The organism is Parasedimentitalea nitratireducens (genome assembly GCF_057444295.1).
In genome coordinates, this window is sequence record NZ_JBYAXC010000001.1 from 46,356 (window position 1) to 71,760 (window position 25,405).

The 25,405-nt window shown below is 54.6% G+C and carries 24 protein-coding genes; 10 read left to right on the forward strand and 14 right to left on the reverse strand.

What is annotated here, in order from left to right; all coding sequences use genetic code 11:
- The first annotated feature begins 33 nt into the window (after positions 1-33).
- Together AC2T28_RS00200 and AC2T28_RS00205 are read left to right on the forward strand one after the other, a co-directional pair.
- Positions 34-2,214, forward strand: coding sequence for an ATP-binding cassette domain-containing protein (locus AC2T28_RS00200; protein WP_486747988.1), 2,181 nt, complete (start codon positions 34-36; stop codon positions 2,212-2,214).
- A complete protein-coding gene (locus tag AC2T28_RS00205) occupies positions 2,211-3,380 on the forward strand; it encodes an HlyD family type I secretion periplasmic adaptor subunit (protein WP_486746929.1) in 1,170 nt (389 codons plus the stop codon). The genes AC2T28_RS00200 and AC2T28_RS00205 overlap by 4 nt, the downstream gene beginning before the upstream one ends.
- 71 nt (positions 3,381-3,451) lie before the next feature.
- On the opposite strand, the gene AC2T28_RS00210 is transcribed toward AC2T28_RS00205, so the two are convergent.
- Positions 3,452-4,165, reverse strand: coding sequence for a trypsin-like serine peptidase (locus AC2T28_RS00210; protein ID WP_486746930.1), 714 nt, complete (start codon positions 4,163-4,165; stop codon positions 3,452-3,454).
- A 544-nt stretch (positions 4,166-4,709) separates the two neighbouring features.
- On the opposite strand from AC2T28_RS00210, the gene AC2T28_RS00215 reads away from it, so the two are divergent.
- The 7 genes from AC2T28_RS00215 to AC2T28_RS00245 all read left to right on the forward strand — a co-directional run bounded on the left by AC2T28_RS00215 (position 4,710) and on the right by AC2T28_RS00245 (position 11,991).
- The gene (locus AC2T28_RS00215; RefSeq protein ID WP_486746931.1) at positions 4,710-5,528 is read left to right on the forward strand and encodes a class I SAM-dependent methyltransferase; all 819 of its coding nucleotides are present in this window, start codon (positions 4,710-4,712) and stop codon (positions 5,526-5,528) included.
- A gap of 64 nt (positions 5,529-5,592) precedes the next feature.
- On the forward strand, positions 5,593-7,356 hold the full coding sequence (locus AC2T28_RS00220) for an adenylate/guanylate cyclase domain-containing protein (protein WP_486746932.1): 1,764 nt from the start codon (positions 5,593-5,595) through the stop codon (positions 7,354-7,356).
- A gap of 197 nt (positions 7,357-7,553) precedes the next feature.
- Complete coding sequence (locus AC2T28_RS00225) at positions 7,554-8,387, forward strand: cytochrome c oxidase subunit II (RefSeq protein WP_486746933.1); 834 nt, start codon at positions 7,554-7,556, stop codon at positions 8,385-8,387.
- 77 nt (positions 8,388-8,464) lie between these two features.
- Positions 8,465-10,240 carry a cbb3-type cytochrome c oxidase subunit I gene (locus tag AC2T28_RS00230; protein ID WP_486746934.1) on the forward strand — a complete coding sequence of 592 codons (1,776 nt, stop codon included), beginning with the start codon at positions 8,465-8,467 and terminating at the stop codon, positions 10,238-10,240.
- The gene (locus AC2T28_RS00235) at positions 10,237-10,914 is read left to right on the forward strand and encodes a cytochrome c oxidase subunit 3 (RefSeq protein ID WP_486746935.1); all 678 of its coding nucleotides are present in this window, start codon (positions 10,237-10,239) and stop codon (positions 10,912-10,914) included. Before AC2T28_RS00230 ends, AC2T28_RS00235 begins: the two co-directional genes overlap by 4 nt.
- Positions 10,915-10,926: 12 nt before the next feature.
- A complete protein-coding gene (locus AC2T28_RS00240) occupies positions 10,927-11,643 on the forward strand; it encodes a heme-copper oxidase subunit III family protein (RefSeq protein ID WP_486746936.1) in 717 nt (238 codons plus the stop codon).
- A gap of 9 nt (positions 11,644-11,652) precedes the next feature.
- The gene (locus AC2T28_RS00245) at positions 11,653-11,991 is read left to right on the forward strand and encodes a cytochrome C oxidase subunit IV family protein (protein WP_486746937.1); all 339 of its coding nucleotides are present in this window, start codon (positions 11,653-11,655) and stop codon (positions 11,989-11,991) included.
- 3 nt (positions 11,992-11,994) lie between these two features.
- Here AC2T28_RS00245 and AC2T28_RS00250 read toward each other — a convergent pair whose 3' ends face one another.
- From AC2T28_RS00250 to rpsA, 8 genes are all read right to left on the reverse strand, one after another.
- Positions 11,995-12,807 (reverse strand): DUF2189 domain-containing protein, encoded by an 813-nt coding sequence (locus AC2T28_RS00250; protein WP_486746938.1) that lies wholly within the window; start codon positions 12,805-12,807, stop codon positions 11,995-11,997.
- Positions 12,808-12,946: 139 nt separating this feature from the next.
- Positions 12,947-15,154, reverse strand: coding sequence for a methyl-accepting chemotaxis protein (locus AC2T28_RS00255; protein WP_486746939.1), 2,208 nt, complete (start codon positions 15,152-15,154; stop codon positions 12,947-12,949).
- On the reverse strand, positions 15,057-15,518 hold the full coding sequence (locus tag AC2T28_RS00260; RefSeq protein WP_486746940.1) for a hypothetical protein: 462 nt from the start codon (positions 15,516-15,518) through the stop codon (positions 15,057-15,059). Before AC2T28_RS00260 ends, AC2T28_RS00255 begins: the two co-directional genes overlap by 98 nt.
- Positions 15,519-15,694: 176 nt before the next feature.
- Positions 15,695-16,948, reverse strand: a complete 1,254-nt coding sequence (gene trpB / locus AC2T28_RS00265; RefSeq protein WP_486746941.1) for a tryptophan synthase subunit beta — start codon at positions 16,946-16,948, stop codon at positions 15,695-15,697.
- 103 nt (positions 16,949-17,051) lie between these two features.
- The gene (locus tag AC2T28_RS00270; protein WP_486746942.1) at positions 17,052-17,705 is read right to left on the reverse strand and encodes a phosphoribosylanthranilate isomerase; all 654 of its coding nucleotides are present in this window, start codon (positions 17,703-17,705) and stop codon (positions 17,052-17,054) included.
- A gap of 4 nt (positions 17,706-17,709) precedes the next feature.
- Positions 17,710-18,057: a lipopolysaccharide assembly protein LapA domain-containing protein gene (locus AC2T28_RS00275; protein WP_486746943.1), complete on the reverse strand. Its 348-nt coding sequence runs from the start codon at positions 18,055-18,057 to the stop codon at positions 17,710-17,712.
- 4 nt (positions 18,058-18,061) lie between these two features.
- Positions 18,062-18,343, reverse strand: coding sequence for an integration host factor subunit beta (gene ihfB / locus AC2T28_RS00280; RefSeq protein WP_486746944.1), 282 nt, complete (start codon positions 18,341-18,343; stop codon positions 18,062-18,064).
- 335 nt (positions 18,344-18,678) lie between these two features.
- Entirely contained in the window at positions 18,679-20,358 is a 1,680-nt protein-coding gene (gene rpsA / locus AC2T28_RS00285) for a 30S ribosomal protein S1 (protein WP_486746945.1), read from the reverse strand.
- Positions 20,359-20,765: 407 nt separating this feature from the next.
- On the opposite strand from rpsA, the gene AC2T28_RS00290 reads away from it, so the two are divergent.
- Positions 20,766-21,215: a GNAT family N-acetyltransferase gene (locus AC2T28_RS00290; RefSeq protein WP_486746946.1), complete on the forward strand. Its 450-nt coding sequence runs from the start codon at positions 20,766-20,768 to the stop codon at positions 21,213-21,215.
- On the opposite strand, the gene AC2T28_RS00295 is transcribed toward AC2T28_RS00290, so the two are convergent.
- The 5 genes from AC2T28_RS00295 to trmB all read right to left on the reverse strand — a co-directional run bounded on the left by AC2T28_RS00295 (position 21,193) and on the right by trmB (position 25,392).
- Positions 21,193-21,924, reverse strand: a complete 732-nt coding sequence (locus AC2T28_RS00295; protein ID WP_486746947.1) for a hypothetical protein — start codon at positions 21,922-21,924, stop codon at positions 21,193-21,195. The two genes, AC2T28_RS00290 and AC2T28_RS00295, sit on opposite strands and share 23 nt — an antisense overlap.
- 131 nt (positions 21,925-22,055) lie before the next feature.
- Positions 22,056-22,673: a (d)CMP kinase gene (locus tag AC2T28_RS00300; RefSeq protein WP_486746948.1), complete on the reverse strand. Its 618-nt coding sequence runs from the start codon at positions 22,671-22,673 to the stop codon at positions 22,056-22,058.
- Positions 22,670-23,200: a hypothetical protein gene (locus tag AC2T28_RS00305; RefSeq protein WP_486746949.1), complete on the reverse strand. Its 531-nt coding sequence runs from the start codon at positions 23,198-23,200 to the stop codon at positions 22,670-22,672. The genes AC2T28_RS00300 and AC2T28_RS00305 overlap by 4 nt, the downstream gene beginning before the upstream one ends.
- A gap of 9 nt (positions 23,201-23,209) precedes the next feature.
- On the reverse strand, positions 23,210-24,562 hold the full coding sequence (aroA, locus tag AC2T28_RS00310; RefSeq protein WP_486746950.1) for a 3-phosphoshikimate 1-carboxyvinyltransferase: 1,353 nt from the start codon (positions 24,560-24,562) through the stop codon (positions 23,210-23,212).
- Positions 24,563-24,645: 83 nt separating this feature from the next.
- The gene (gene trmB, locus AC2T28_RS00315) at positions 24,646-25,392 is read right to left on the reverse strand and encodes a tRNA (guanine(46)-N(7))-methyltransferase TrmB (RefSeq protein WP_486746951.1); all 747 of its coding nucleotides are present in this window, start codon (positions 25,390-25,392) and stop codon (positions 24,646-24,648) included.
- Positions 25,393-25,405: the final 13 nt, after the last annotated feature.

Genomic DNA, 25,405 nt, shown 5'->3' on the forward strand with positions numbered 1-25,405 from the left:
CGCTCGAAACCAACCCCCGCTGCACTTGCGGTCATCCAACCCCAATCGATTGAGGTGGAACAGCCACACCCCAGCTCTTCAGCGCAAGAAGTCAACGAGCTGATTGAGGGCACAGCCGCACGGATCGAGCACCGTGCTACGCTGATCTCCACGCTCGCGGGCCTCAAGGGCACCGACGTGCCGGTTAGTGACCTAAGCGAATACCTGTGGACCAATAGTCCCGGAGAGGTCTCTCTGGATCTACTCGCAAAGGCGCTTGAAACAACTGGGCTTCAAGCCAAAATCAGTCATAACACCCCGATCCGCTCGGATAGCTGGCCAGCAATGACCATGATGAGCGGTGGCCAATGTGTACTGGTGCTTTCGCAAGCAGATGATTTTCTGACTATTTTTGACACGACCTGCCCGGACAACCGAGCTGAGGTACCTGTCAGTGATTTTGCTCCGGTGTTTAGCGGAACAACCCTTTCTGGTCGCACATCGTTGAAACAGATGGCCGCACGGCACACGCCCAAGCTGGCCAACGATCATTGGTTCTGGGGAGAGTTTCCCAAGTACCGCCGCCAGATTGGTGAAATCATGCTGGGCTCACTGGTCTCGAACCTGTTGGCAGTATCGGTCGCACTGTTTTCTCTGCAGGTTTATGACAGGGTCATCCCCCACCAGTCCCAGGCCACTTTGTGGGTTCTTGCCATTGGTGCGCTGTTGGCAATTGCATTGGAGGCAACACTTAAACTATCGCGCGCTCGACTGACGGATGTTGCTGGTCGCCAAATTGAGTTGTCAATTCAACGCAACCTGATGCAGCGCATAATCGGCATGCGATCCGACAAAAAGCCACTGCCGCCATCAGGCTTGTTTGCCGCAATGCGCGACTTTGGCTCTGTACGCGAGTTTTTCACCTCGTCCACCATTGCCACCTTGGCCGATGTCCCGTTTGTCGCTGTGTTTTTGCTATTGGTCGCCTCGATCGCTGGGCCCATTGTTTGGGTCATTATGCTGGGCGGTATTCTGATGCTGTTGCCGGCCTATTTCATGCAAAAACGGATGATTGCGCTGACCCGTCAGACCCAAGGCGCCAACGCCAAATCTGGGCGGCTTTTGCATGAAGTCATAAGTGAATTAGACACTCTCAAGTCCCAACGCGGCGAGGAGCGCGTGCTGCGGCTCTGGGACGAGTTGAATGCTCTGTCGTCACATTCGTCAACCGAACAGCGCCGTCTGTCCAGTGCGCTCACCTACTGGTCCCAAGGCGTACAGCAAGTCACCTATGTCGCAGCGGTCGTTGTCGGCACCTTTATGGTGTTTGCAGGCGAGTTTACTGTCGGCACAATTATCGCCACCGGCATTTTAACCAGCCGCACCCTGGCGCCGCTAACCCAGTTCGCAGGCACCATGGCACGCTGGAGCAACGTAAAGGCTGCGCTTGAGGCTCTGGATGCCATCGCGCTCGCCCCACAAGAAAAAGAAGCCGGCCGGGCTTATCTGCGCCGCCAGACCCTTCAGGGTAAATTTGAGTTGCGCGAAGTTACCTATCGTTATGACGAAGATGGCTCCCCGACCCTGGACGTGCCAGGAATTGCCATCACCCCAGGCCAGAGCATCGCCGTGCTTGGCGCCAACGGATCAGGCAAGTCAACACTGCTCAAAGTCCTGTCGGGACTTTATAGCCCGGACAGCGGGCGTGTGATGATTGATGGCACTGACATGGCACAAGTGGATCCACGCGATCTGCGTCGCAACATCGGCTATCTCAGCCAAGATGTTCGCTTGTTCACCGGTAGCCTGCGCGACAACCTGAATATGAACCAGATGGAACGCAATGACGAGCGCCTGCTAACCGCTCTTGATTTTGCAGGCCTTGGTGAATTCGTGCGCGGCCATCATAAAGGGCTGGATCTTCAAATCAGCGATGGCGGAGGCGGTCTATCAATTGGCCAACGCCAGTCCATTGGCTGGGCCCGCCTGTGGCTGCAAAACCCGTCTATCGTTTTGCTGGACGAACCAACCGCCGCATTAGACCAAACGCTGGAGCGGACCTTGGTGAGCCGACTGGACTCCTGGCTTCAGGGCCGAACAGCGGTCATTGCCACTCACAGGATGCCCATTCTATCGCTGACCAACCGAACCTTAATCCTTCAGGCTGGCCGTATGGTTGTTGATGGACCACGAGACAAAGTACTGGCTCACCTCGCAGCGAGCGAAGGTAAATGACCCAAGCCGAGGACGACCTGGCCGCGTCAACACGCGGCGCCAGCCGGATCATCTACATCGTTGGGCTGGTCTTTGTCATTTTCATTATTTGGGCGGCAGTGGCTTGGGTGGACGAAATCGTGCGTGCTGATGGCGAAGTTGTCTCATCCTCTCGGTCCCAAATCGTCCAAAACCTTGAAGGCGGAATTTTGGCTGAACTGCATGTTCACCAAGGTGAAACCGTAACTGCGGGCCAAGTTCTAGCCAGATTACAAGACACAAAGTTCCGGGCAGCCAAGGACGACCTGCAAGACCAGATTGACGCGCTGGAGATCCGCCGACACCGGTTAGAAGCTGAAATGGAAGGGGCCTATGATTTTCTGGTCCCTGATGAACTGGCCAATCGGTCAGCGCATATTCTGGCATCTGAGCAGGCCCTGTTGAATGCCCGCCAAACCGATTTTGTCAGCCGACGTGATGGCGCCCGTGAAATTCTGGATCAGTTACAAAAAGAACTGACCAACATGGAGCAGCTCTATAAAAAGAAAATCGTTGCTCTCATCGAGGTAAACCGCTCCCAACAGGCGGTCAGCGACGCAAAACTGAAATACAACCAGATTGGTACTCAGGCCGAATTGGAACTGGCCGAAGAATACTCGCAAACACTGCAGGATCTGACCTCTCGCAAACAGGACTTGCGACTGGCGCAAGATCAACTGGACCGGACCATTATTACCTCTCCACTGGCTGGCATTGTAAACAGCTTGGCCGTCACTACGATTGGCGGCGTCATTCGGCCCGGCGAAGAAATCGTCCAGATCATCCCACTGGGTGAAGAGCTGTTTGTCGAGGCACGGGTCAAGCCCGAGAATATCGCCAGCGTCAAACCCGGCCAGGATGCAACCATCAAGCTCTCGGCCTATGATTACACCATCTATGGCACGCTAAAGGGCAAGGTGGATTTCGTGTCCGCCGACACATTCGAAGATGAACGCAACCCACGCGCGCCGCCCTATTACCGCGTTACGGTAAGAGTTGACCGATCTGATCTGACAGATCGGCAAAAGGACATTGAAATCCGCCCCGGCATGCGCGCGACAGCCGAGCTGCAAACCGGTTCAAAGACAATTCTCCAATACCTGCTCAAGCCTCTGTATAAATCACGAGAAGCATTTCGAGAGCCGTAGAAAACAAAACGACCCGCATTTGGCAGAATGCAGGTCGCTTGTATTGTATTTTACTCAAACCGGTTTTGGAGTTAACCGGCCGTTTGCATCAGTAATTGCACCGCTTGATCCAGAGTAGTGCCGATAGAGACACGCCTGTTGCCCATTGCGGCCTTGGCAGAGACCACCGACACAACTTGCGGTGCGCGGCCAGGGTTAACCGCCAACACCGGGGCGCCAGAGGCACCGAATTCAACGTTGCAAGACATCACCAGCGTTTCGCTTTGGCGTGCCAAAATGTGACACGGTTGCTCTAGACTAGGTCGGTTTGCTTGCACATAGGTGTATGACAGTACACCTACGGCGTCCCCCCGTTTCGGAGCGCCAGCCATCGCAAAGGGCTGGATCTGAGCGTTGCTGATCGGTTTGTCCAATCGCAGCACAGCAATATCATAGCCGATCTGAGCCTGACCAATTGGCCGAAACTGATACTGAGGGTGTACAGCCACCCGACTCACAGTTCTAGATGCCTTGACCCGACGGCCATTTAAACCTGCTTCAAATTTAATAGACGATGGGTTGATCGCCCGACCAGAATTTTGGTCGTACACACAATGTGCCGCCGTCAATACCATGTTCGATGCAATCAATGCACCGGTACACATGTTCCGTCCTGCGATGTTCAGCCGTCCTACGGCTTCCCACCCAGGAACGGACCTGGCATTCTTAGACGGATCACCCGCCGTCGCGCCATCGGGGCTTACCAGCAGAAGGCAAGCCACGAGCGCTCCAATAAGAAGTCTCATTATCCACTCCAATTTCCCACGTCGTCATCGTCATTCAGTGGTGAGGCTGGAATGAGGCCCAATGTTGCAAAGCATGGACTAATTCATGGACAGATTGTGACAGTCTTAACAATTTACTAACCCCCCAGGTTATTGTTTCCTAACATGCCAGTAAAACAGGGGTTTTCCTCGCAAATTCGTGCGCGGGCGTTAACTATTTTTCTAAAATACCAATAAAATATGATCTGACTGGTTAACGCGTAGCGGCCATTTATTAGGATTCTTGCCCAATTTTGCTAACGAACCACCGAATCGCGGTCTTCAACCTGACCAGAATCAGGCAAGTTGGTCCAAGTTCGGGCAAGGTTTAGGCCGGTTACGTCGGCTCAAATTTCTTAATGGCCGTCCGGCCCGTTAACACCTGCCTTCGACGCGAGACTTGCAAATTCTCCTGCAGTTAGAAGCAACTGCACAGGCGGTTATAGGAATTGCCGCAGCTGTGTTACGTTTCGGGCAGACAAATTAGGCTCACCCATAAGTCCAATTTTAGAATAGGCAGGCTCGCATGCTTCAGACTGACAAGGATTTCACCGGCTCAATTCCTGAATTCTACGATACCTTCATGGTGCCCATGATCTTTACTGGTTGTGCCGACGACATGGCGCAAAGGGTAGCAAGTCATTCTCCTGCATCGGTGCTCGAGCTGGCAGCAGGCACTGGCGTTGTTACCCGCCGTCTTGCGCCCTTGCTGTCACCCGATGCGCGTTACGTAGTGACAGACCTGAACCCGGCCATGCTCAAGCATGCTCAGAAGCGTCAGGACAACTCCAATGGCATCGAATGGATGCAGGCAGACGCCCTGCAACTCCCCTTTGGAAACCAAAGCTTTGATGTCGTCCATTGCCAGCATGGGGTGATGTTCTTTCCGGACAGGATCGCAGGATATCAACAGGTGCTGCAAACGCTAAAACCCAGTGGGCGATTTATCTTCAATGTCTGGGACAAGATAGAAGAAAACGAATTTGCTGATGTGGTCACTGGGGTTGCAGGTGATTTCTTTCCAAATGACCCACCTCGTTTTCTGGCCCGCACGCCACACGGCTATCACGACACCAGTCAAATCCGCAGTGAACTGCAAACGGCGGGATTTTCCGCCGTCGAGATTGAAACACGTTCAGATCTCAGCCCGGCCCCATCGCCCCGCCATCCCGCAGTGGCGTATTGCCAAGGCACGCCGCTTCGGGCTGAAATCGAAGAGCGCGATGCGGCGCTGATGGAGCAAATAATAGACAAGGCAACACAAGTCATTACCGACAAGTTTGGCAGCGGCCCTGTCCAAGGCAAAATTCAGTCCCATGTTGTAACAGCAACCGCCCCGGCCTGACGCCCTCTCTGGACCATGGAAAATCAGACCGATTTCGGCTATGCTTTTGGTCTGGGAGGCCCGCATGACCCAACGACTCGCCGCAGTTCTTGCAGCCGATATGGTCGGCTACAGCCGCTTGATGCAGGCGGATGAAGCCGGGACAATTGCCCGGTTACGCACTCACCGACATGAGTTGATTGATCCGGCGATCAACGAAAACCGAGGCCATATCATCAAGACCACCGGTGACGGCATGCTGGTTGAATTCCCCAGTGTGGCTGACGCCGTACAATGTGCGGTCAAGGTTCAGACTGTCATGAAACGCCGCAACAAGGATGTAGCACGCGACCAACGCATCGAATTTCGCATTGGCATCAATCTGGGCGATATCATTTTCGAAGACGACGACATTTTTGGTGACGGTGTCAACGTCGCGGCCCGGCTTGAACAAATGGCTGGCACCGGTCAGGTCTGTATTTCATCCGCCGTGCACGATCAGGTCGCGGGGCGACTTGGCCTTTCATTCCAGGACCTTGGCGAGCAACACCTAAAGAACATGAAACGTCCGGTGCAGGCCTATCAAGTCGATCTCGAAAGTACCCAGCCAGACGACGCCGCGTTCAGCAATCCACTCCCCGATGCCGCACCAACAACGGCCACGGTCAGCGCGGTCAAACCCACCATCGCCGTCTTGCCGTTTGACAATCTCAGCGGTGACCCTGAACAGGAATTTTTTGTCGACGGTCTGACCGAGGATATTCTGACAGAGCTAAGCCGCCGCCACGAACTTTTTGTTATCTCTCGCAACTCCACCTTTGTCTACAAAGGCCAAGCTGTGAACCTGCGTGAAGTAGGTGAGAAACTGGGAGCACAGTATTTGGTTGAAGGCAGCGTTCGCAAATCCGGCCAACGGCTGCGGGTGACGGTGCAGCTGATCGATACCGCCAATGACTCTCATATCTGGGCCGAGAAGTATGATCGTACTCTGGATGATATATTCGCCATCCAAGACGAAGTGACAGCCGCAATTGTCGCTACCTTGCCAGGGCGCATCGAAGCACAGCAACAAGACCTGTTAGCACGCAAGAAACCCGGAAACCTAGCTGCCTATGAATGCCTACTGGTGGCTAAGGTGCTTCACCACAAAAGCAACCGCGAAGATAACGTCAAAGCGCTGGAACTGGTTGAACGCGCAATAGCACTGGATCCAGAATATGCGCATGCGCATGTTTGGCGTGGATGCATTCTGGGACAGGCTTGGGGTTACGGCTGGTGCGACGACAAGGAAGCGACCCTGGAAAAAGCTAGGGAATCCAGTGAACGCGCTGCACAGTTCGATGACAATGACGCTGATATACACCGCCTGTTGGGTGCGATCGACATCCTGAATCACAACTTTACCCGATCTAAATACCACCATGAACGCGCGTTGGAGTTGAACCCCAACTATGATCTCGTAGTTGTGCAAATGGGTGAACTATATACGTGGACTGGCGAAGCCTCAAAAGGCGTTGAGTGGATCAGCAGAGCGATGAAACTGAACCCACACCATCCGCTGCGATTCTGGAGCCATCTGGGCAAGGCGCACTTCACCAATAAGGATTACCGCGCTGCGCTCGGGGCTTTTGGTCACCTACCTTCGTTGGATGCGGCACAGCATTGCTTTGCAGTTGCTTGTCACGGCTGTTTGGACGACCAGAAATCAGCGGTCCGACAGATTGCACAACTTGAAAAGCAACACCCTGAATTCAGCATGGAAAAGCTGTTGGCAACGATACATTATGAAAACGAAAACGACCTGCAGCACCTGTGCAAAGGTTTGGAAATGGCAGGGTGGCCACAGTGATGTGTCCCCGCTTTGTCGCACAGACCACACCAAGTCGTTTGACTGCCACACAAGGCAATGATCAGAAATTAATACGATAATTTAACTGCCGCAAAACTGGATTTCACTTCCCCCCCCCCTATCCTTATCTCCAATTGTCGACAGAACAGGCGTTCCAAGCGCCACTGATCGACGCGGACAGACAGGATATTTCCGATATGATCATTGCGATTGTTCTGGTTCTAATAGTTGTGGGTTCGGTAGCGTTTCACATACTTAGCCCGTGGTGGTGGACCCCGATTGCCTCAAACTGGGGCTATATCGACACCACACTGATCGTCACTTTCTGGATTACCGGCGTCGTCTTTGCGATGGTGATCCTGTTCATGGCTTATTGCGTCTTTGCTTTCCGCCATCGCGAGGGCCACAAAGCCGTTTTTGACCCCGAGAACAAGCGGCTCGAAGTTGGCCTGACCATCATCACCGCAATTGGTGTGGCAGCCTTGCTGGTGCCTGGGCTATTTGTCTGGAAGCAGTTTGTCACCGTTCCCGACAATGCCACCGAGATCGAAGTTGTCGCCCAACAGTGGAGCTGGAATTATCGCCTACCCGGTGCGGACGGACGCCTGGGAACCACCGCGATAGAACATATCAACGATGACAACCCGCTTGGCATCAACCCCTTTGACCGTTTCGGCAAGGACGATGTCATCATTGAAGGCGGCGAATTGTATCTGCCTCTGGACCAGCCCGTAAAAATATTGCTGCGCTCCATAGACGTGCTGCACAACTACTACGTCCCCGAGTTTCGCGCCAAGATGGACATGGTCCCCGGCATGATCACCTACTACTGGATCACCCCCACCCGCATTGGCGAGTTCGAAGTGCTCTGCGCTGAATTCTGTGGCACCGCTCATAGTTATATGCGCGGTGCGGTCTATGTGGTCAGCCCCGAGGATTATCAAATCTGGCTTGATGAGCAGGATACCTTTGCCGATTACGCCGCAGCAGCGGCCGAAGCAGAGGACGTTCGATTGGTTGAAAATCGTTAGCCCAACGGCTGGCACAGGAAAGGACGCATAGCCCTCCCCCGCCGCGCGCAGGGTGAGGGTCACACAGGAGGATAAGAATGGCCGACCTGCCCCATGACACGGAGCCCCAGTTGCCACCTGCCGAAGTGGCGGACGTTCAGCCGCCCCACGCACACGGTTGGTGGAGCCAGTATGTTTTCTCGCAGGATGCCAAGTATATCGCCATTCAATACGCCGGGACCGCGCTCGCCATTGGCCTGGTGGGGCTCGTGTTGTCTTGGTTGATGCGGTTGCAACTGGGCTTTCCCGGGCTGTTCGATTTCATCACACCAGATGCCTATTACCAGTTCATCACCATGCATGGGATGATCATGGTGGTGTACTTGCTAACGGCCGTGTTTCTCGGCGGGTTTGGTAACTACCTGATCCCACTGATGGTTGGTGCCCGCGATATGGTGTTCCCATTCGTCAACATGCTCAGCTTCTGGATCTATCTGCTGGCTGTTCTTGTGCTAGTCGCCAGTTTCTTTGCCCCCGGCGGTCCCACCGGCGCAGGCTGGACCCTGTATCCTCCACAAGCGATCATGTCTGGCACGCCAGGCGGTGCACAATCCGGCATCCTCCTGATGCTGGTCTCGCTGGCGCTGTTTATCATCGGCTTCACCATGGGTGGGCTGAACTATGTGGTCACGGTTCTGCAGGCTCGCACCCGCGGTATGACCATGATGCGCTTACCACTAACGGTCTGGGGCATTTTTACCGCAACCGTCATGGCCCTGCTGGCCTTCCCAGCCCTGTTGGTCGCCGCAATCATGATGATGTTCGACCGTCTTCTGGGCACATCTTTCTTTATGCCAGCCCTGGTCGAGATGGGTGAGCATCTCAGCTATGGCGGCGGCAGTCCCATCGCGTTCCAGCACCTGTTCTGGTTCTTTGGCCACCCCGAGGTTTACATCGTCGCCCTGCCTGCCTTTGGCATCGTGTCCGACCTGCTGGCCGTACATGCCCGCAAGAATGTCTTTGGCTACCGCATGATGGTCTGGGCCATCGTCGGCATCGGCGCGCTTAGCTTTATCGTCTGGGCCCACCATATGTACGTCAGCGGCATGCACCCCTATTTCGGGTTCTTCTTTGCCACTACCACCCTGATCATCGCGGTGCCCACAGCGATCAAGGTCTACAACTGGGTGCTGACCCTATGGAAGGGTGACATCCACTTAACCCTGCCCATGTTGTTTGCACTGGGGTTCATCGTGACCTTTGTAAACGGAGGACTGACAGGGCTGTTCCTAGGCAATGTGGTGGTCGATGTCCCACTGTCAGACACAATGTTTGTTGTGGCGCATTTCCACATGGTGATGGGGGTTGCCCCAATCATGGTGATCCTTGGCGCGATTTATCACTGGTACCCGCTGATGACCGGCCGCATGCTGAACCAAGCCATGGGTCACATCCATTTCTGGATCACCTTCATAGGGGCCTACGCCATCTTCTTTCCGATGCATTATGTCGGCCTTGTTGGTGTTCCACGCCGCTATTACGAAATGGGTGAATCCGCATTCATGACTGCACCGGTGGATGGGCTGAACGCCTTTATCTCGGTCGCGGCTCTGACTGTGGGCGCTGCCCAGATGCTGTTCCTGTTTAACATGTACTGGAGCATTCGGCATGGTCGTGTTGCGGGTCACAACCCATGGCGCGCTACTTCGCTTGAATGGCAAACGCCTGTGGTTCCGCCAGAACACGGCAATTGGGGGGACAACCTGCCCCTGGTCTACCGCTGGGCCTATGACTACAGCCTGCCCGGCGCACCCGAGGATTTTATTGCCCAGACAGACCCTGGCCCAAAAATTCCTGATACGGGCCGGTTATGAGTGTTGTTCTCATATTTTTAGCCTTGGTGGCCAGCATCGCTGGCTGGTGGCTGTCACGACAGGGGCTGACATCCAAGCCCTGGCTAGAAAGCGTCGGGCCTCATCCAAACAACGTGTCACCGCAACCGCCCCCCCATCGAATGGGTGTCACGATATTCCTGGCCGTCATTGGCGGGCTCTTTGCAATGCTGGGCAGCGCCTTTGTGATGCAGATAGATGAGACCCCGTGGCTCTTGGTCCCCATGCCAGCCCAGGTCTGGATCAACACCGGGTTCCTGGCCAGCAGCAGCCTCTGCCTGTATATGGCTGCACGTGGTCGGCAAAAAGACATACAAATTTGGCTGGCGGCTGGTTCCGCAACAGCAGTTGGCTTCATGGTGGGACAACTGGACGCTTGGGAGACCCTGACCCGGAATGGATACGAACTTTCCGGCGCCCCAGCCGCCAGTTTTTTCTACCTGATCACCGGGCTGCATGGGCTACATATTTTGGGCGGGCTGATCGCACTGGCTATGGTCTGGATCCGCCGAACCCAGTCTTGCAACTTTCAAAATTCAATCAGTCTCTGCGCGCTTTACTGGCACGGGTTGCTGGTGATCTGGCTATTGCTCTTGGCCCTACTGATGGGGCTGGGAAACGAATTTCTGGCGCTCTGTCGCAGCGCCCTGACCTAAGGAGGAACCCTGATGCAGGAGGCACCCCTGAAACCGCCCTCAAACCCGCCGACACCGGGTCTGCAAGGGTTTGTCGAGGACTGGAGCTCGGATCAGCGGGCCTTCAAAAAGGTCTCCTGGGGTAAGGCCATGATGTGGATATTCCTGCTCAGCGATACCTTTGTGTTCGGCTGCTTCCTGGTAGCCTACATGATCGCGCGCAATTCCACCGTTACCGAATGGCCCAACGCCAGCGAGGTCTTTGCCCTGCACATCGGCGGTGTAGAACTGCCGTTAATCCTGATTGCGATCATGACTTTCGTTCTGATCACCTCTTCCGGCACCATGGCGATGGCAGTGAACTGCGCCTATCGCCGTGCCCGTAAACCCACCGCGCTGCTTATGGTCCTCACTGCTGCACTGGGTGCAATGTTTGTCGGCATGCAGGTCTTTGAATGGTCCAAGCTGATCCATGAAGGCGTACGGCCCTGGGGCAATCCCTTTGGAGCCGAACAATTTGGCGCAAGCTTTTTCATGATCACCGGTTTCCACGGCACCCACGTATCAATTGGGGTAATTTTCCTGCTGATCGTTGCGCGCAAAGTCTGGAAGGGTGAGTTTGACCAGGACAAACGTACCTGGATGTGCAGTGGCAAAGGGGACTACGAAGCGGTCGAGATCATGGGCCTGTACTGGCACTTTGTTGATCTGGTCTGGGTTTTCATCTTTGCATTTTTCTATCTGTGGTAGGAGGTCGACATGTCGCAACCCGAGATTCATGACGAGCACCAGGAACATCCGCTAAAGATCTATTTTGTCTGCTGGGTGTTATTATTTGTCCTCAGTGCCTGCTCTTACTTCGTTGATTACGTACAATTGCAAGGCGTGCTGCGCTGGAGTCTGATCCTGATCTTCATGGTCCTCAAGGCTGGGCTGATCGTCGCTGTGTTCATGCATATGGCTTGGGAACGATTGGCGCTGAGTTACGCCATATTGCTGCCACCGATATTCATTCTGGCCTTTATGGCAATAATGATGTTCGAGTCCGACTATACCGCAGTAACACGTGCGCAGGAGTTCAGCAGTCAGGCCAACTGACGCTTAACTCTCGCTGGAAGTTTTGACACGCACCAGCAGGCGATAAAAATGCCATGTCGAATGGCCCAAGACTGGCAGCGCCACAATCAGTCCGACCAGGGCTGTCAGACAGCCCAGCACGAGTAATCCCGCAACACAGGCACCCCAGCCCAAGACTGGCACCGGGTTTTTCCAAGCTGCCAACAAAGAAACAGCCACGGCGGTCAGTACTCCGGTGTTTTGATCCTGCAACAAAGGAAACGCGACAACTGTTGTGGCCAACGCAGTAAGGGCAAAACAAAACCCAACCAGATGCCCCAGTATCAGCAGTTGCCACCCTTTGGCGCTACCAAACACCTCCCCCAACAGATCAAGCGGTCCGGCTGGCGAGTAGTCAGCAAACAGTGAGACATAGAGCCATTGTGCACTCATCAACCACGCAACAAAAAGTACCAACAGCCAAAACGCCAATACCATGATGTCCAGTATGACCGGGGAGCGAAACACACCAAACCAGTGCCTCCAACAAACCTCTTGTCCTTGCTCACGGCGTCGGCTCACCTCAAACAGCCCAATGGCCGTTATTGGGCCGAGTAACGCAAACCCGGCTGCCAGTGGGTAAATGAGATACCAAGCGTTACCTTGAGACGCCCAAATAAACAGAGCCAGGCCAATGATCGGATAAATCAATACCGCAAAGAAATAGTGCGACGGGTTGCCCAGAAAGTCCTGGAACCCAAGGCGCAGAGCCTTTGCTATGTCGGACAATCCTATCTGGCGGACAGTAACAAGCCGTGCTTTGCGGTCTACTGATTGTGCATTCTGAAATGTGGTCATTTGGTCTCCAGATCGGCAGCGGGAAAGACACTTCCTTTCCTGATTCAACTGGAGCTAACCGGATCAGAGTCAAACAACAGGCCCGTGAATTCACGGACCTGTTTTGCATTTGTTATTGCCGAATTACCTGTTTTGCGGCTCATGCACTCCGTAAGTGCTGCTCGGGAAATTCTTGGACGCTGTCCATACTATTGCCGTCTCCCATCTCGAACCGCGTCACAATTCCCGACAGGTTCTGCGCCTCACGCTGCAGCAGTTGGCTCGACGCCGAGGCCTCTTCTGCCATAGCAGTGTTCTGCTGAGTCACTGTATCCAGCTGCCGCATTGCCGCATTGATATTGTCCAGACCAGTGGACTGTGACTGCACACCATCTGCAATCTCGGTGACAAGATCAGAAACCGAGGTCACCTGCCCGATAATACTGGTCAAGGCGTCGCCAGCACGTCCAACCATCGCCACCCCATGCGATACATGTTCTTCGCTGGCATTGGTCAATTCCTTAATCTGGCCCGCCGCAGTCGAGGCACGCAATGCCAAGGCCCGCACTTCAGACGCAACCACGGCAAATCCACTGCCAGCACTTCCTGCCCTTGCGGCCTCAACCCCGGCGTTCAATGCCAACAGGTTGGTCTGAAACGCAATGTCATCAATCATGCTGATGATTTTTGAAATCTCGCTCGATGCTTCCTGGATCTGATCCATAGCCTTCACAGCCGAGGTCACAACCTCATTGCTCTGCTCCGCCTCGGACCGTGCACTTTGCATTGTATCATCCACCTGAGTAGCCCGGTCAGCAGTGGTTTTCACGCCATCCGACAGATCGTGAATGGCATTCGCCGTCTCTTCCAGCGTTACCGCTGCGCTTTCGGTTCGATGCGCCATATCGGTTGCCGCAGATTTCTGTTCCGCCGAATAGCGGTCAACGTTTTGCGACGCGTCCACGACGCTGGACATCGACCCACGCAGGTTTTCCAGGCTGCGATTAAAGTTCTCACGCAGGGTTTCATAGTTCGCCGCAAATGGTGCCTCAATATCGCAGGCAAGATTGCCACGCTCAAGTTGCGACAAGGCACCGCTCATGGTTTCAACAACAGCAGCCGTTTTCCGGGCAGCTTCGGCCTCACGTGCAGAGGCTTCATCGGCCTGTTTCAACCGATCGCGAAAATCGCCCATGCTGCTCGCCAGATCCCCCAGCTCATCCCCACGATCACGGCCGGAAATTTCGATTTCATAATCACCATCCGCCAAGGCATTCGTTACGGTGCGCAAGCTTTGAATAGGTTTTGTTACACGGCTGGCTGCAATCCATGAAACAATGGTAGCAATGATAACCGCCGCTGCGATCATCCCAATCGCAACCAACCGGATTTCATGTACAACTGCAAAGGCTTCGTGGCGGTCGGTTTCCATAACCAAAGACCAGCCAAACCCCGGAATTTCCAGCGGCTTAACCAGGGCAATGGCTTCGTGGCCATTTACAGCAACCACAGATTCAAACAGTGTTTCTTCACGGGTCTGGGCCGCCATGATCTGAGCGGTTTGTGGCAGTGTATCCGAAACCTCAAACAGTCCGTCGACCAGCGAAGGGCTACGCGCAGCCCCATCTTCGCTCACCAGATAAATATTCTGATGATCTCCGCCTTCGAGATTTGCTGACAATGCATTTACAATTCGGTCACTGGAAATCTGTACCGCCAGCACGCCCACCACGGCTTTTGTCTTACTCAAGATTTGCACGGCCAAGAATGCCCCCGGCGCACCACCTGTTACATCATAACCCGCAAAATCCGATGTCAGAATTTCCCCCGGCTGGGCCTGCATGGTTGCATGATAAACCTGCCCCAACCCTGTTTCCGCATTGGCCCCAGACGAAAAATCCTGCGCAAAGTCATCCTGTTTTTTGACGGTATAAAGCAGGCGCCCTTCGGTATTGAACAGATACACGTCCTCATATCCGTTCAAACGCAACGACCGCAAAAAGGTCGGGTGATAGCTATTGTGGGCCTGACTGTAGTATTCACCGTCTCCCGGATCGACCAGTTCAGCTCTCTGATCTGCCGCATTTGGGTTGTTGGTGATATAGGTCCGTGTAAGGTAGCCAACCGGTTCTTCCTCGATCATTTTATAAACCCGATCGAAATTGCTAATGGCGCGGAACGTGGTTGGCTGATCTGCGTTCATCACCAGATCCCTACGCACAGCATCGATCAATGATGTAATCGCCTGTTGCCCTGAATTGGCCGCCATCTCATGAGAGAAATAGACATTCTGCCGGATGTTCTGTTCCGCCATGCGATAGACCAGAAATGACACAGTAACCAAGAACGTCGCCGTCAGCGCAACCATCACCAATGGCAGCTTCAGCGTTAAAGATAATTTTCGGGCCTTTAGCATCGACCGTGCCTCCTGAACGAATTACTTTCGCCCCGGGTTTGAGCGAACATGTCATCGGTACGCCCATAAGTCCTGCCATTTCTTTAAAGATAAAACCTTTCACAAGTTCAGGACCATAGCGCCCGACCGTTACAAGACCATAATAGTAAGACAATTTTTCGTAACAAAAAGGCGTGACGCGCAAAAGTAAAGTCAAAACATATCTGGAGAAAGCCTTATTTTTCATAGTAATACACACCCACGCTTTAACAGACGCATATTCAAATGGTTGAAAACGCCCGCAAGAGAAAAGCTTGTATTGAACAACAACATGCATGAGTGAAAAAATTATCGAACTGGTTAAATAAGACACCAATTTCATCTGAGATGCCTGTAAATCACGCTCTGAGCGCGACACACCTAACTGGAACCCATCACAAAAATGGCGGCACACCTCATCAGGGTACCGCCAAAATGCTGGTGCTTAAGCACCAAAATTCTGGTCTCAGATTATCAGTCCAAGTCACGCCCTTCGGTGTCGGACATATCAAACCCAAGGTGGCGTGCTACGGTAAAGACGTCTTTGTCCCCCCGGCCACACATGTTCATCACGATGATATGGTCCTTGGGCAGGTCAGGCGCGATTTTCATGACATGGGCCAGCGCATGGCTTGGCTCTAATGCGGGGATAATCCCCTCAAGCGCACAGCTCAGCTGGAAGGCCTCCAATGCCTCGACATCTGTGATTGAAACATATTCTGCACGCTTGGTATCATGCAGCCAGGAATGCTCTGGGCCAATACCAGGGTAGTCGAGCCCCGCGGAGATCGAGAACCCTTCTTGGATCTGGCCGTCTTCGTCTTGCAGCAGATAGGTCCGATTGCCATGCAGCACACCAGGGCGGCCGCCAGTCAACGAGGCACAGTGTTGCATCTTCTCATCCACACCTTTGCCGCCAGCTTCGACGCCGATGATGCGGACCGACTTGTCGTCCAGGAACGGATGGAACAACCCAATGGCGTTCGATCCACCACCAATCGCCGCAATCACTGTATCCGGCAGGCGACCTTCGCCCTCCTGCTCGGCCAATTGCCAGCGGACTTCCTTGCCGATGATCGACTGAAAGTCGCGAACCATTGCTGGATAAGGGTGCGGACCTGCCGCCGTACCAATGCAGTAGAATGTATCCGCAACATTAGTCACCCAGTCACGCAGCGCATCGTTCATCGCATCCTTCAGCGTGCCACGACCCGAGGTCACAGGAATGACTTCCGCCCCTAGCAGGCGCATGCGGAACACGTTGGGGGCCTGACGCTGCACATCATGCGCACCCATATAGACGATGCATTTCAAACCAAACTTGGCGCAAACAGTAGCCGTAGCGACACCGTGCTGCCCTGCTCCGGTTTCAGCAATAATCCGGGTCTTACCCATGCGCCGTGCCAGGATGATTTGTCCCAGCACGTTGTTAATCTTATGCGCACCGGTGTGGTTCAGCTCATCCCGCTTGAGATAAATCTTGGCACCGCCCAGATGCTCGGTCAGGCGCTCGGCATGGTACAACGGACTGGGACGGCCAACATAGTGGGTCCACAGATCTTTCATCTCAGCCCAGAAGCTTTCGTCGTCCTTGGCCCGGTTATATTCTTCCTCAAGGCTCAGGATCAGCGGCATCAACGTTTCAGAAACAAACCGCCCGCCAAAGATGCCAAAACGTCCCTGCTCATCAGGTCCGTTCATGAAGCTATTAAAAAGATCTTCGGCCATGTTTGTAATCCTCTTCGAAACGCCGCCCATGAGTATCGCGCGCATCAGCACTGGTAAAGAGAGGCTTGGGAGAAACCTCGCCAGAACGTGAATTTTGGTTGTTCTAAGTCCGCGCCGCCAGCGCTGATCTGGTAAAGCTGTCGATCAGTGCGCCATCCTTCTGGCCCGGCGCGTTTTCCACACCAGACGAGACATCAACCTGAGACGCACCTGTCATCCGGATCGCCTCGGCCACATTGTCAGGTGTCAGCCCACCAGCCAGCATCCAAGGCCGCTGCCAGTACTTGCGCCCGGCCAACAACCGCCAGTCAAAGGCCAACCCATTGCCGCCCGGCAAAACTGCGTTCTTGGGTGGCTTGGCATCAATCAGCAATTGATCCGCAACAGATGAATAGATGTCGATCTGGGTAAGATCCGCCTCATCCGCAACGCCGATGGCCTTCATAACAGGCAACCCATAGCGTGATTTGACTTCAGCCACACGCTCGGGGCTTTCCTTGCCATGGAGCTGCAACATATCCAACGGTACGGCTCCGGTGATAGTATCCAGTTCATCGTTGCTGGCATTGACTGTCAGCGCCACTTTGCACAGCCCCATAGGGGCTGCCGCAGCCAAACTGGCCGCTGCATCCAATTGGATATGACGTGGAGACTTTGGGAAAAAAACAAACCCGACATAAGCCGCACCGGCATCGACGGCTGTGTTGATGTCATCCATGCTGCGCAATCCACAGATCTTGACCCGAACGTCAGACATCAGATCAAGCGTCTTCAAGGATGGCCAGAACTTCGTCTTTGCCTTCGTTCTTTTGCTTTTTCAGTTTATCGACTTCGCGTGACAGTTTGCGGACTTCACGCGCCTGTCCGCTGGCCGAGCGGCGATGCTTGTGCTCGCGGATCCATTCCCAGATGAAACCAACGATCAATCCCGCGGCGACACCGCCCAGAACCACAACAAACAGCGGCAACGAAATGCTAGGGTTGAAGCCAAACAATTCAGCAATGACATTTGGCATCAATTGCAGATCGACGATTGCACGATTGGCCAAGCTCACCGAGATCAACATGATCCCAAGTGCACCCCAAAAGGCATAGCGAACATAACGCATCAGATTATTTTCCGTTTAAACGGTCCCGCAGCAGCTTGCCGGTCTTAAAGAACGGGACGTGCTTTTGATCAACTTGAACCGTCTCACCAGTACGAGGATTACGACCAACCCGCGCGTCACGCTTTTTCACCGAAAAGGCGCCAAAGCCACGCAGCTCAACCCGATCACCACGCGACATCGCGCCAGTGACTTCCTCAAACACGGTGTTAACGATCCGCTCAACATCGCGTTGATACAGGTGTGGGTTTTCATCTGCAATCTTCTGAATCAGTTCTGAGCGGATCATATCCCGGCCCTCCCAAGCCAACGGCAAAAGCTAAGTGATTTTAAATGACTATAGGACAAAAAGTCCGTCGGCGGGAACAGAAACAGCGCGTTTATTCAGTTAAAAACAACTGTATCAAGCGAAATTTCGCTGATAGATGAGCTGTTTAGGGCAAAAAGGTCCGCTCTACAGGGCTTTTTCCAGCGCCCGCTTCCGTAAGCTGCTGACAACCCATCCGTGATTCGGAATATCGATCTACCGAAAAAGGGCGGCCAACCAGCCACCGTTTCAAAATCAAAAGGCCCCACAAAAAGTGAGGCCTTTCAAAATTTTCATACGCGCGGTGCGTTAAAGACTTAGTCGCCTGACTTCAGTGCAGCGCCCAGGATGTCGCCCAGCGATGCGCCGGAATCCGAGGAACCGTACTGTGCAACGGCTTCTTTTTCTTCTGCAATTTCGCGTGCCTTGATCGACAGACCCAGACGACGTGTCTTGGAGTCGACGCTGGTGATGCGAACGTCGACCTTGTCGGCAACGTTGAAACGCTCAGGGCGCTGCTCAGCACGGTCACGCGACAGATCGGAGCGACGGATGAAGGACTTCATGCCTTCATATACCACTTCGATACCGCCTTCTTCGATCGCAGTGACTTCAACAGTCACGATCGAACCGCGCTTCACGCCGCCAACAGCTTCAGCGAACTTGTCGCCACCAAGGGCTTTGATCGAGAGCGAGATACGCTCTTTTTCAACGTCCACTTCGGAGACAACGGCCTGAACCATGTCGTTCTTGTGGTAGCTCTGGATCGCATCTTCGCCGCGCTCGTCCCATGACAGGTCGGACAGGTGAACCATGCCGTCGATGTCGCCTTCGAGACCAATGAACAGACCGAATTCGGTGATGTTCTTGACTTCGCCTTCGACTTCGGTGCCCTCAGGGTTGGCTTCTGCGAAGACTTCCCATGGGTTACGCTGTGTCTGCTTGAGACCCAGGGATACGCGACGCTTGGAGCTGTCGATATCCAGAACCATAACTTCCACTTCTTGGCTGGTCGAAACGATCTTGCCGGGGTGGATGTTTTTCTTGGTCCAAGACATTTCGGACACGTGAACCAGACCTTCAACACCTGGCTCCAGCTCAACAAATGCACCGTAGTCGGTGATATTGGTGACGCGACCAGTGTGCACAGTTTCCAGTGGGAACTTAGCGGCAACCAGATCCCAAGGATCGTCCTGCAGCTGTTTCATGCCCAAGGAGATACGGTGGGTCTCTTTGTTGATCTTGATAACCTGGACCTTAACGGTCTCGCCGATTGTCAGGATCTCGGATGGGTGGTTCACACGACGCCATGCCATGTCAGTGACGTGCAGCAGGCCATCGACGCCGCCCAGGTCAACAAACGCACCGTATTCAGTGATGTTTTTCACAACACCGTCAACAGCCTGGCCTTCGGTCAGGTTGGCGATAACTTCAGCGCGCTGTTCGGCACGGGACTCTTCGAGGATCGCACGACGTGATACAACGATGTTGCCACGGCGACGGTCCATTTTCAGAACCTGGAACGGCTGCTTCAGACCCATCAGTGGGCCAGCATCACGCACGGGGCGAACGTCAACCTGCGAACCGGGCAAGAACGCAACTGCGCCACCCAGGTCGACAGTGAAGCCACCTTTGACGCGACCAAAGATTGCGCCTTCGACGCGCTCTTCGCTTGCGTATGCTTTCTCCAGGCGATCCCAAGCTTCTTCACGGCGAGCCATCTCACGCGAGATAACAGCTTCGCCTTTGGCGTTTTCAGCGGAACGCAGGTAGACTTCTACCTCGTCGCCAACAGCCAGTTCAGCTTCTTCACCAGGATTAGCGAATTCTTTCAGATCAACGCGGCCTTCCATTTTGTAGCCGACGTCGATGATGGCTTGTCCCGCTTCGATCGCGATGACTTTGCCTTTGACTACGGAACCCTCATCAGGGGTGTCCATTTCGAAGCTTTCATTCAGAAGGGCTTCGAAGTCCTCCATAGATACGTTTTGAGCCATGAGGTCTCATGTTTCCTTTTACATTTGTTTTCTGGCCGTGCGGTTGTCTCCGCCGGTCTTGGGGTTTGGTCAATATGGACGCCGCACAAACGCTATGAGCAAACAAACACAAAGGGCCGGAGGATACCCCAGCCCTGCTCATAATGCCGTGTGTGCGTTAGCCGCCTCTATACTGACAGCGCGTTTAATAAGCAGATTCCCTAGGCGGTGCAAGTAAAAGCATAGCAAACTTGGGCCAGATCACGCCGCTGCCTGCCAGAAATCTTCAGTATCCCTGCACTGACCCCGAGAAACACCGCGAACCAAAGTAACTGACAACCTAGACGGGCGACTTACGCCAACTAGAAAACACTGTTAACTCAGTCAGACCACTCCAACTAATTTCATCGCCGGTCGATAAGAAACCCATGATCATCCGCCCCATCACCGAAGATCAAACCCTACCGCTCAGACGCGCAGTACTCTGGCCAAACCACCCGGTTGAGGCCAGCATGGTCAAAGGCGACGACAGCGCAGTTCATTTTGGCGGGTTCGTCGACGAGGCTCTGATCTGCACCGCATCCCTTTTTTCAAGCGGTGATGAAATCCGTCTACGCAAGTTCGCAACGGCTCCTTCCGTTCAGGGACAAGGCCACGGGAGCGTAATGCTCGACCACCTGATTGACTATGCCATAGCTCAGGGGTTCGACCGCTTCTGGTTAGATGCCCGGCAAACCGCAGTGCCGCTCTATCAAAAGTTTGGTTTCAATCTCGAAGGGACACCATTCCTCAAAAAAGGCGAGCGATACATACGCATGTCACAACGGCTAAGGCACGTAGAAGGCAAACCCAGCGTTATCGACCCAATCGGTTCATAGCCCAATTCAGCGAAACACCAGCAAGAGCTCCAGCCCCGGTGGAAAGCGTGACCAGTTGCAAACTAGGAACACCAAAGGAAAGCACTAAAAAGCATAGGAAAAATGCCAATATGAGCGACACCATCAACGGAAGCAGCCACAAGACCAAGATCACGAAACGCCGCTCCCAAGGGCGCTCCTCAGTACTCCACAGTCTAACAACCAAAGGCGTGACAACAACCAGCAACCCGGCAGAAAAGAAAACCACCACAACCCACTTAAGGGATTTCATCTCATCCAGCAGGATCGCTAGGTGCAATTCCAAGTCCATCTTTGATTGCCCAAACCCAAAACTTTTATGCACAACTCCTGGCTCATATGCCCAACGCGTTGCTTTCGCCTTTTCGCTCTCGCCGAAAATCTGATCTCCGGCAAAGAAGTCTTCGGCAACAGGACTCCACACGACGCCTGATTTCGGATCCGCGATCTGACACTTCGCGCCACACAAGCCTTGGCTGCCAATCCCAATCGGCTGAATTGCGAGCAAATGACCCTCGGGGTTCAGCGCAACAACACTGACGGGATTAGGGCCAACAATCCCGTCACCATAAAATAGCCGAAGTTCAAACCCCTCACCCGATTGACAAGACCAATCAGAAAAATACGGGCTGTGGGCTAAACTGGGTATCGCCGACAAGAAAAAGGCGATCAGTGCAAGGAACAACTTCACGAAAACCGCCACGTAAATTAAGGCGTTAGATCAATGGGCCTAGGCTGCCCCCTCCCAGTCCAGCGCACAATGATTTGATTTTCATGAGGTTTCTGGTTCCACCGTAAAGAAACGGCCCGCTTTGGCGAAAACTACGGTGTTCTTACTGCTGCGATTGTCTTCAAAGCTGCCTGTAGTGCAGCCTCAATCGACAACTCACTGGTATCAATCACCACAGCATCCTCGGCTGATTTCATCGGGGCCTCGGCGCGGTTCATGTCCCGATCATCGCGCGCCTTCACGTCTGCCAAAACCGTTTCCAGCGAGGTGACCTCACCTTTGCCCGTCAGCTCCAGAAACCGTCGCTTGGCCCGCACCTCGGCGCTGGCGGTGACGTATAGCTTCACCTGCGCCTTGGGGCAGATCACGGTGCCAATATCGCGCCCGTCCAGAACTGCGCCGCCAGCCCGGCGAGCAAAGGCGCGTTGAAAATCAACCAGCGCCGCGCGAACCTCGCCAATAACCGCCACTTTCGATGCGGCCTGCGCCACCTCGGCCGTGCGCAGGTCATCGCGATCCAGATCCTCGGGTTGCAGGGTCTGCGCAGCCTCAATCGGGTTAACCCCTGCCAGCACCCGCGCGCCAACAGCTCGGTACAAAAGCCCGGTATCCAGATGGGCAAAGCCAAACTCAGCGGCCACAGCCTTGGAGATTGTGCCCTTACCTGCAGCGGCGGGGCCATCAATTGCGATGGTAAAGCTATCACTCATTTGTTTGTCCATTTCCACCAGGTCACACGCAGCAAACGGCCCAGAATGACGACCATTGCAACACCTGTCATCACTGACTTAATCATGGTTGCCCGCGCCGCAGCCGATATCGCATCTGCGCTGATATCACCTGCCAACAACACCGCCACCCGCATGTTTTCCAAATAATCCGCCGACATGCCCGCTGCGATGCAGGCCATCAGGGTGGAATACAAAAGACCACGCGGAAACAGGTGCTTCACTGCGCCTGCCAGAACAATCGCCAGCAACGCCGGGTATACCGCGTCCAGGGCCTTTTGCGGCCCGGTATAAAGCCTCAGTCCCTCATCGTTCAAAGCCGACAGGAATTCCCGCGCCTGATCATGGGTATAGCCAAACAGGCGCAGGTCAAACGGGGCCAGCCCCCCTGCCGAAGAGGCAATGCCCGGCAGCGTCCACATGGTCATCGCACCGTAAACACCCAGTGCCGCCACAAAGCACAGCCAATAGGCGATAAGTACCCTTTTGGAAGGCGACCAGTGCGACATCAAACGGCCCTATTGGTTGTTGCGGGTTAGCCGGGCACCAAGGTTACCCATTAGGCTTTCAAAAATCGGGAACGATGTGGCAATTGGGCTGCCATCGTTCACCGAAACCGGGTTTTGTGCGCCCATGCCCATCACCATGAATGACATGGCAATACGGTGGTCCAGTACGCTGTCACAGCTCTTGCCGCCAGGCACGCCGTCAATTCCCAGTCCGTCGACCGACCACCAATCGTCACCTTCGTCCACGGTTAAGCCATTCGCGCGCAGGCCCTTGGCCATGGCATCAATCCGGTCACTTTCCTTGACCCGCAGCTCTTTGACGCCCGCCATCATGGTCGTGCCATTGGCGAACGAGGCAACAACGGACAGCACCGGATATTCATCAATCATCGAGGCCGCACGCTCGGGCGGCACCTCGATACCCATCATGTTGGGCGAATACTTGGCACGCAGGTCGGCGACTGGCTCGCCGCCCTCTTCACGCATGTTCTCAAAGGTCAGGTCCGCGCCCATGTCCTGTAGGGTGTAGTACAGCCCAGCACGGGTTGGGTTCAGACCGATGTTCGGCACCAAGACATCAGACCCTTCAGTGATCAGGGCCGCACAAACCGGGAAAGCCGCACTGGATGGGTCACGTGGGACGATGATGGTCTGAGGTTTCAGCTCGGGTTGCCCCTTCAGAGTGATCACCCGGCCCTCATCCGTTTCCTCAACAGTGATGTCCGCACCAAACCCGGCCAGCATCCGCTCGGAATGGTCACGGGTGGCTTCTTTTTCGATGACAACCGTTTCACCCGGAGCATTCAAGCCCGCCAGAAGCACGGCCGACTTAACCTGTGCCGAGGGCACTGGCACCACATAACGAACCGGAACTGGGTTCTCAGCGCCAACGATGGTCATCGGCAAACGCCCCCCCTTGCGGCCAACAGTCTGCGCGCCAAACAGCGCCAGCGGATCAGTGACACGCGCCATTGGGCGACTGTTCAGGCTGGCGTCTCCGGTAAAGGTCACCGTGATGGGCGAGGTCGCCATGGTACCCATGATCAAGCGCACTCCCGTGCCCGAGTTGCCGCAGTCGATCACATTGTCCGGCTCTGAAAATCCACCAACGCCAACGCCAAACACCGACCATTCGCCACCGCCGTGGTTGGTCACCTCGGCCCCAAAGGCCTGCATCGCCTTGGCGGTATCCAGAACATCCTCACCTTCCAGCAAGCCGGTGATTTTAGTCTCGCCCACAGCCATCGCGCCCAAAATCAAGGACCGATGCGAGATCGATTTGTCGCCCGGCACCTCGGCCACGCCCTTCAATGGGCCACAGCGGTGAGAACTCATCGGGATCGGGGTGCCGTGTGCAGACATGGATGTTCCTTCGTCAATCAATCGTTTGCGCTATCGGTAGCGAATTGGCGGCAGACGGTCCAGCACCGATCCGCCAATGCGACCTATGGAAGACGCCGGAACGTCAGATAATGCGGTGTGCGCCCTTCGCGCAGAGCTTTTTGCTCGTACCTGGTCGACAACCAATCATCCCAGGCCTCGCGCCAGTCGGTTGGCCCTTCGGCCAGCCATTCAAACCCGGCCTTTGGCACCTCTTCCAGGGTCTGGCGCACATAATCAGGGATGTCTGTGGCCACGCGGAAAATCGCACCGGGCTTAAGCACCTTGGCCAAAGGCTCCAGATGTTCCTGCGTGACAAAGCGACGGCGATGGTGACGGGCTTTGGGCCACGGATCGGGATACAGCAAGAACGCGCGCGAGATCGACTGATCCGGCAGCACATCCATCAAATCGCGCGCATCACCGGGATGCACCGCGATATTTTCGCAATTGGCCTGACGGATTTTGCCCAGCAGGGTTGCAACCCCGTTCACATACGGCTCGGCACCAATAATGCCCACGTCGGGATTGGACGACGCCTGATGCACCAGATGCTCGCCACCGCCAAATCCAACCTCAAGCCAGACGTCACGACCACCAAACAACGCGTTCAGGTCCAGATTATTACGCTCGGGGTTTTCCTCCCAGGTTACAGGACCAGGGCTCAATGGGCCCAGATCTTCTTCTAGGTAGACCTGCTGGTTGGGCTTCAGGGTTTTGCCCTTGAAACGGCCATAGAAGTTACGCCAAGGCGCACCGCTGGTATGGGTGTCGCCCGCAGGCTTCTTATTGGAGTTCTGATTGTCAGGCATCTGGCGGGGTTCC

What these genes read in the sequence shown, in the direction of transcription:
- AC2T28_RS00290 (WP_486746946.1), top strand. Translation starts at nt 20,766, where the DNA reads ATGATCATCCGCCCCATCACCGAAGATCAAACCCTACCGCTCAGACGC.
- AC2T28_RS00300 (WP_486746948.1), bottom strand. Translation starts at nt 22,673, where the DNA reads ATGAGTGATAGCTTTACCATCGCAATTGATGGCCCCGCCGCTGCAGGT.
- trpB (WP_486746941.1), bottom strand. Translation starts at nt 16,948, where the DNA reads ATGGCCGAAGATCTTTTTAATAGCTTCATGAACGGACCTGATGAGCAG.
- AC2T28_RS00305 (WP_486746949.1), bottom strand. Translation starts at nt 23,200, where the DNA reads ATGTCGCACTGGTCGCCTTCCAAAAGGGTACTTATCGCCTATTGGCTG.
- AC2T28_RS00275 (WP_486746943.1), bottom strand. Translation starts at nt 18,057, where the DNA reads ATGCGTTATGTTCGCTATGCCTTTTGGGGTGCACTTGGGATCATGTTG.
- trmB (WP_486746951.1), bottom strand. Translation starts at nt 25,392, where the DNA reads ATGCCTGACAATCAGAACTCCAATAAGAAGCCTGCGGGCGACACCCAT.
- AC2T28_RS00215 (WP_486746931.1), top strand. Translation starts at nt 4,710, where the DNA reads ATGCTTCAGACTGACAAGGATTTCACCGGCTCAATTCCTGAATTCTAC.
- AC2T28_RS00270 (WP_486746942.1), bottom strand. Translation starts at nt 17,705, where the DNA reads ATGTCTGACGTTCGGGTCAAGATCTGTGGATTGCGCAGCATGGATGAC.
- AC2T28_RS00205 (WP_486746929.1), top strand. Translation starts at nt 2,211, where the DNA reads ATGACCCAAGCCGAGGACGACCTGGCCGCGTCAACACGCGGCGCCAGC.
- AC2T28_RS00225 (WP_486746933.1), top strand. Translation starts at nt 7,554, where the DNA reads ATGATCATTGCGATTGTTCTGGTTCTAATAGTTGTGGGTTCGGTAGCG.
- AC2T28_RS00255 (WP_486746939.1), bottom strand. Translation starts at nt 15,154, where the DNA reads ATGGTTGCGCTGACGGCGACGTTCTTGGTTACTGTGTCATTTCTGGTC.
- AC2T28_RS00230 (WP_486746934.1), top strand. Translation starts at nt 8,465, where the DNA reads ATGGCCGACCTGCCCCATGACACGGAGCCCCAGTTGCCACCTGCCGAA.
- ihfB (WP_486746944.1), bottom strand. Translation starts at nt 18,343, where the DNA reads ATGATCCGCTCAGAACTGATTCAGAAGATTGCAGATGAAAACCCACAC.
- AC2T28_RS00220 (WP_486746932.1), top strand. Translation starts at nt 5,593, where the DNA reads ATGACCCAACGACTCGCCGCAGTTCTTGCAGCCGATATGGTCGGCTAC.
- rpsA (WP_486746945.1), bottom strand. Translation starts at nt 20,358, where the DNA reads ATGGCTCAAAACGTATCTATGGAGGACTTCGAAGCCCTTCTGAATGAA.
- AC2T28_RS00210 (WP_486746930.1), bottom strand. Translation starts at nt 4,165, where the DNA reads ATGAGACTTCTTATTGGAGCGCTCGTGGCTTGCCTTCTGCTGGTAAGC.
- AC2T28_RS00240 (WP_486746936.1), top strand. Translation starts at nt 10,927, where the DNA reads ATGCAGGAGGCACCCCTGAAACCGCCCTCAAACCCGCCGACACCGGGT.
- AC2T28_RS00245 (WP_486746937.1), top strand. Translation starts at nt 11,653, where the DNA reads ATGTCGCAACCCGAGATTCATGACGAGCACCAGGAACATCCGCTAAAG.
- aroA (WP_486746950.1), bottom strand. Translation starts at nt 24,562, where the DNA reads ATGTCTGCACACGGCACCCCGATCCCGATGAGTTCTCACCGCTGTGGC.
- AC2T28_RS00235 (WP_486746935.1), top strand. Translation starts at nt 10,237, where the DNA reads ATGAGTGTTGTTCTCATATTTTTAGCCTTGGTGGCCAGCATCGCTGGC.
- AC2T28_RS00250 (WP_486746938.1), bottom strand. Translation starts at nt 12,807, where the DNA reads ATGACCACATTTCAGAATGCACAATCAGTAGACCGCAAAGCACGGCTT.
- AC2T28_RS00260 (WP_486746940.1), bottom strand. Translation starts at nt 15,518, where the DNA reads ATGCATGTTGTTGTTCAATACAAGCTTTTCTCTTGCGGGCGTTTTCAA.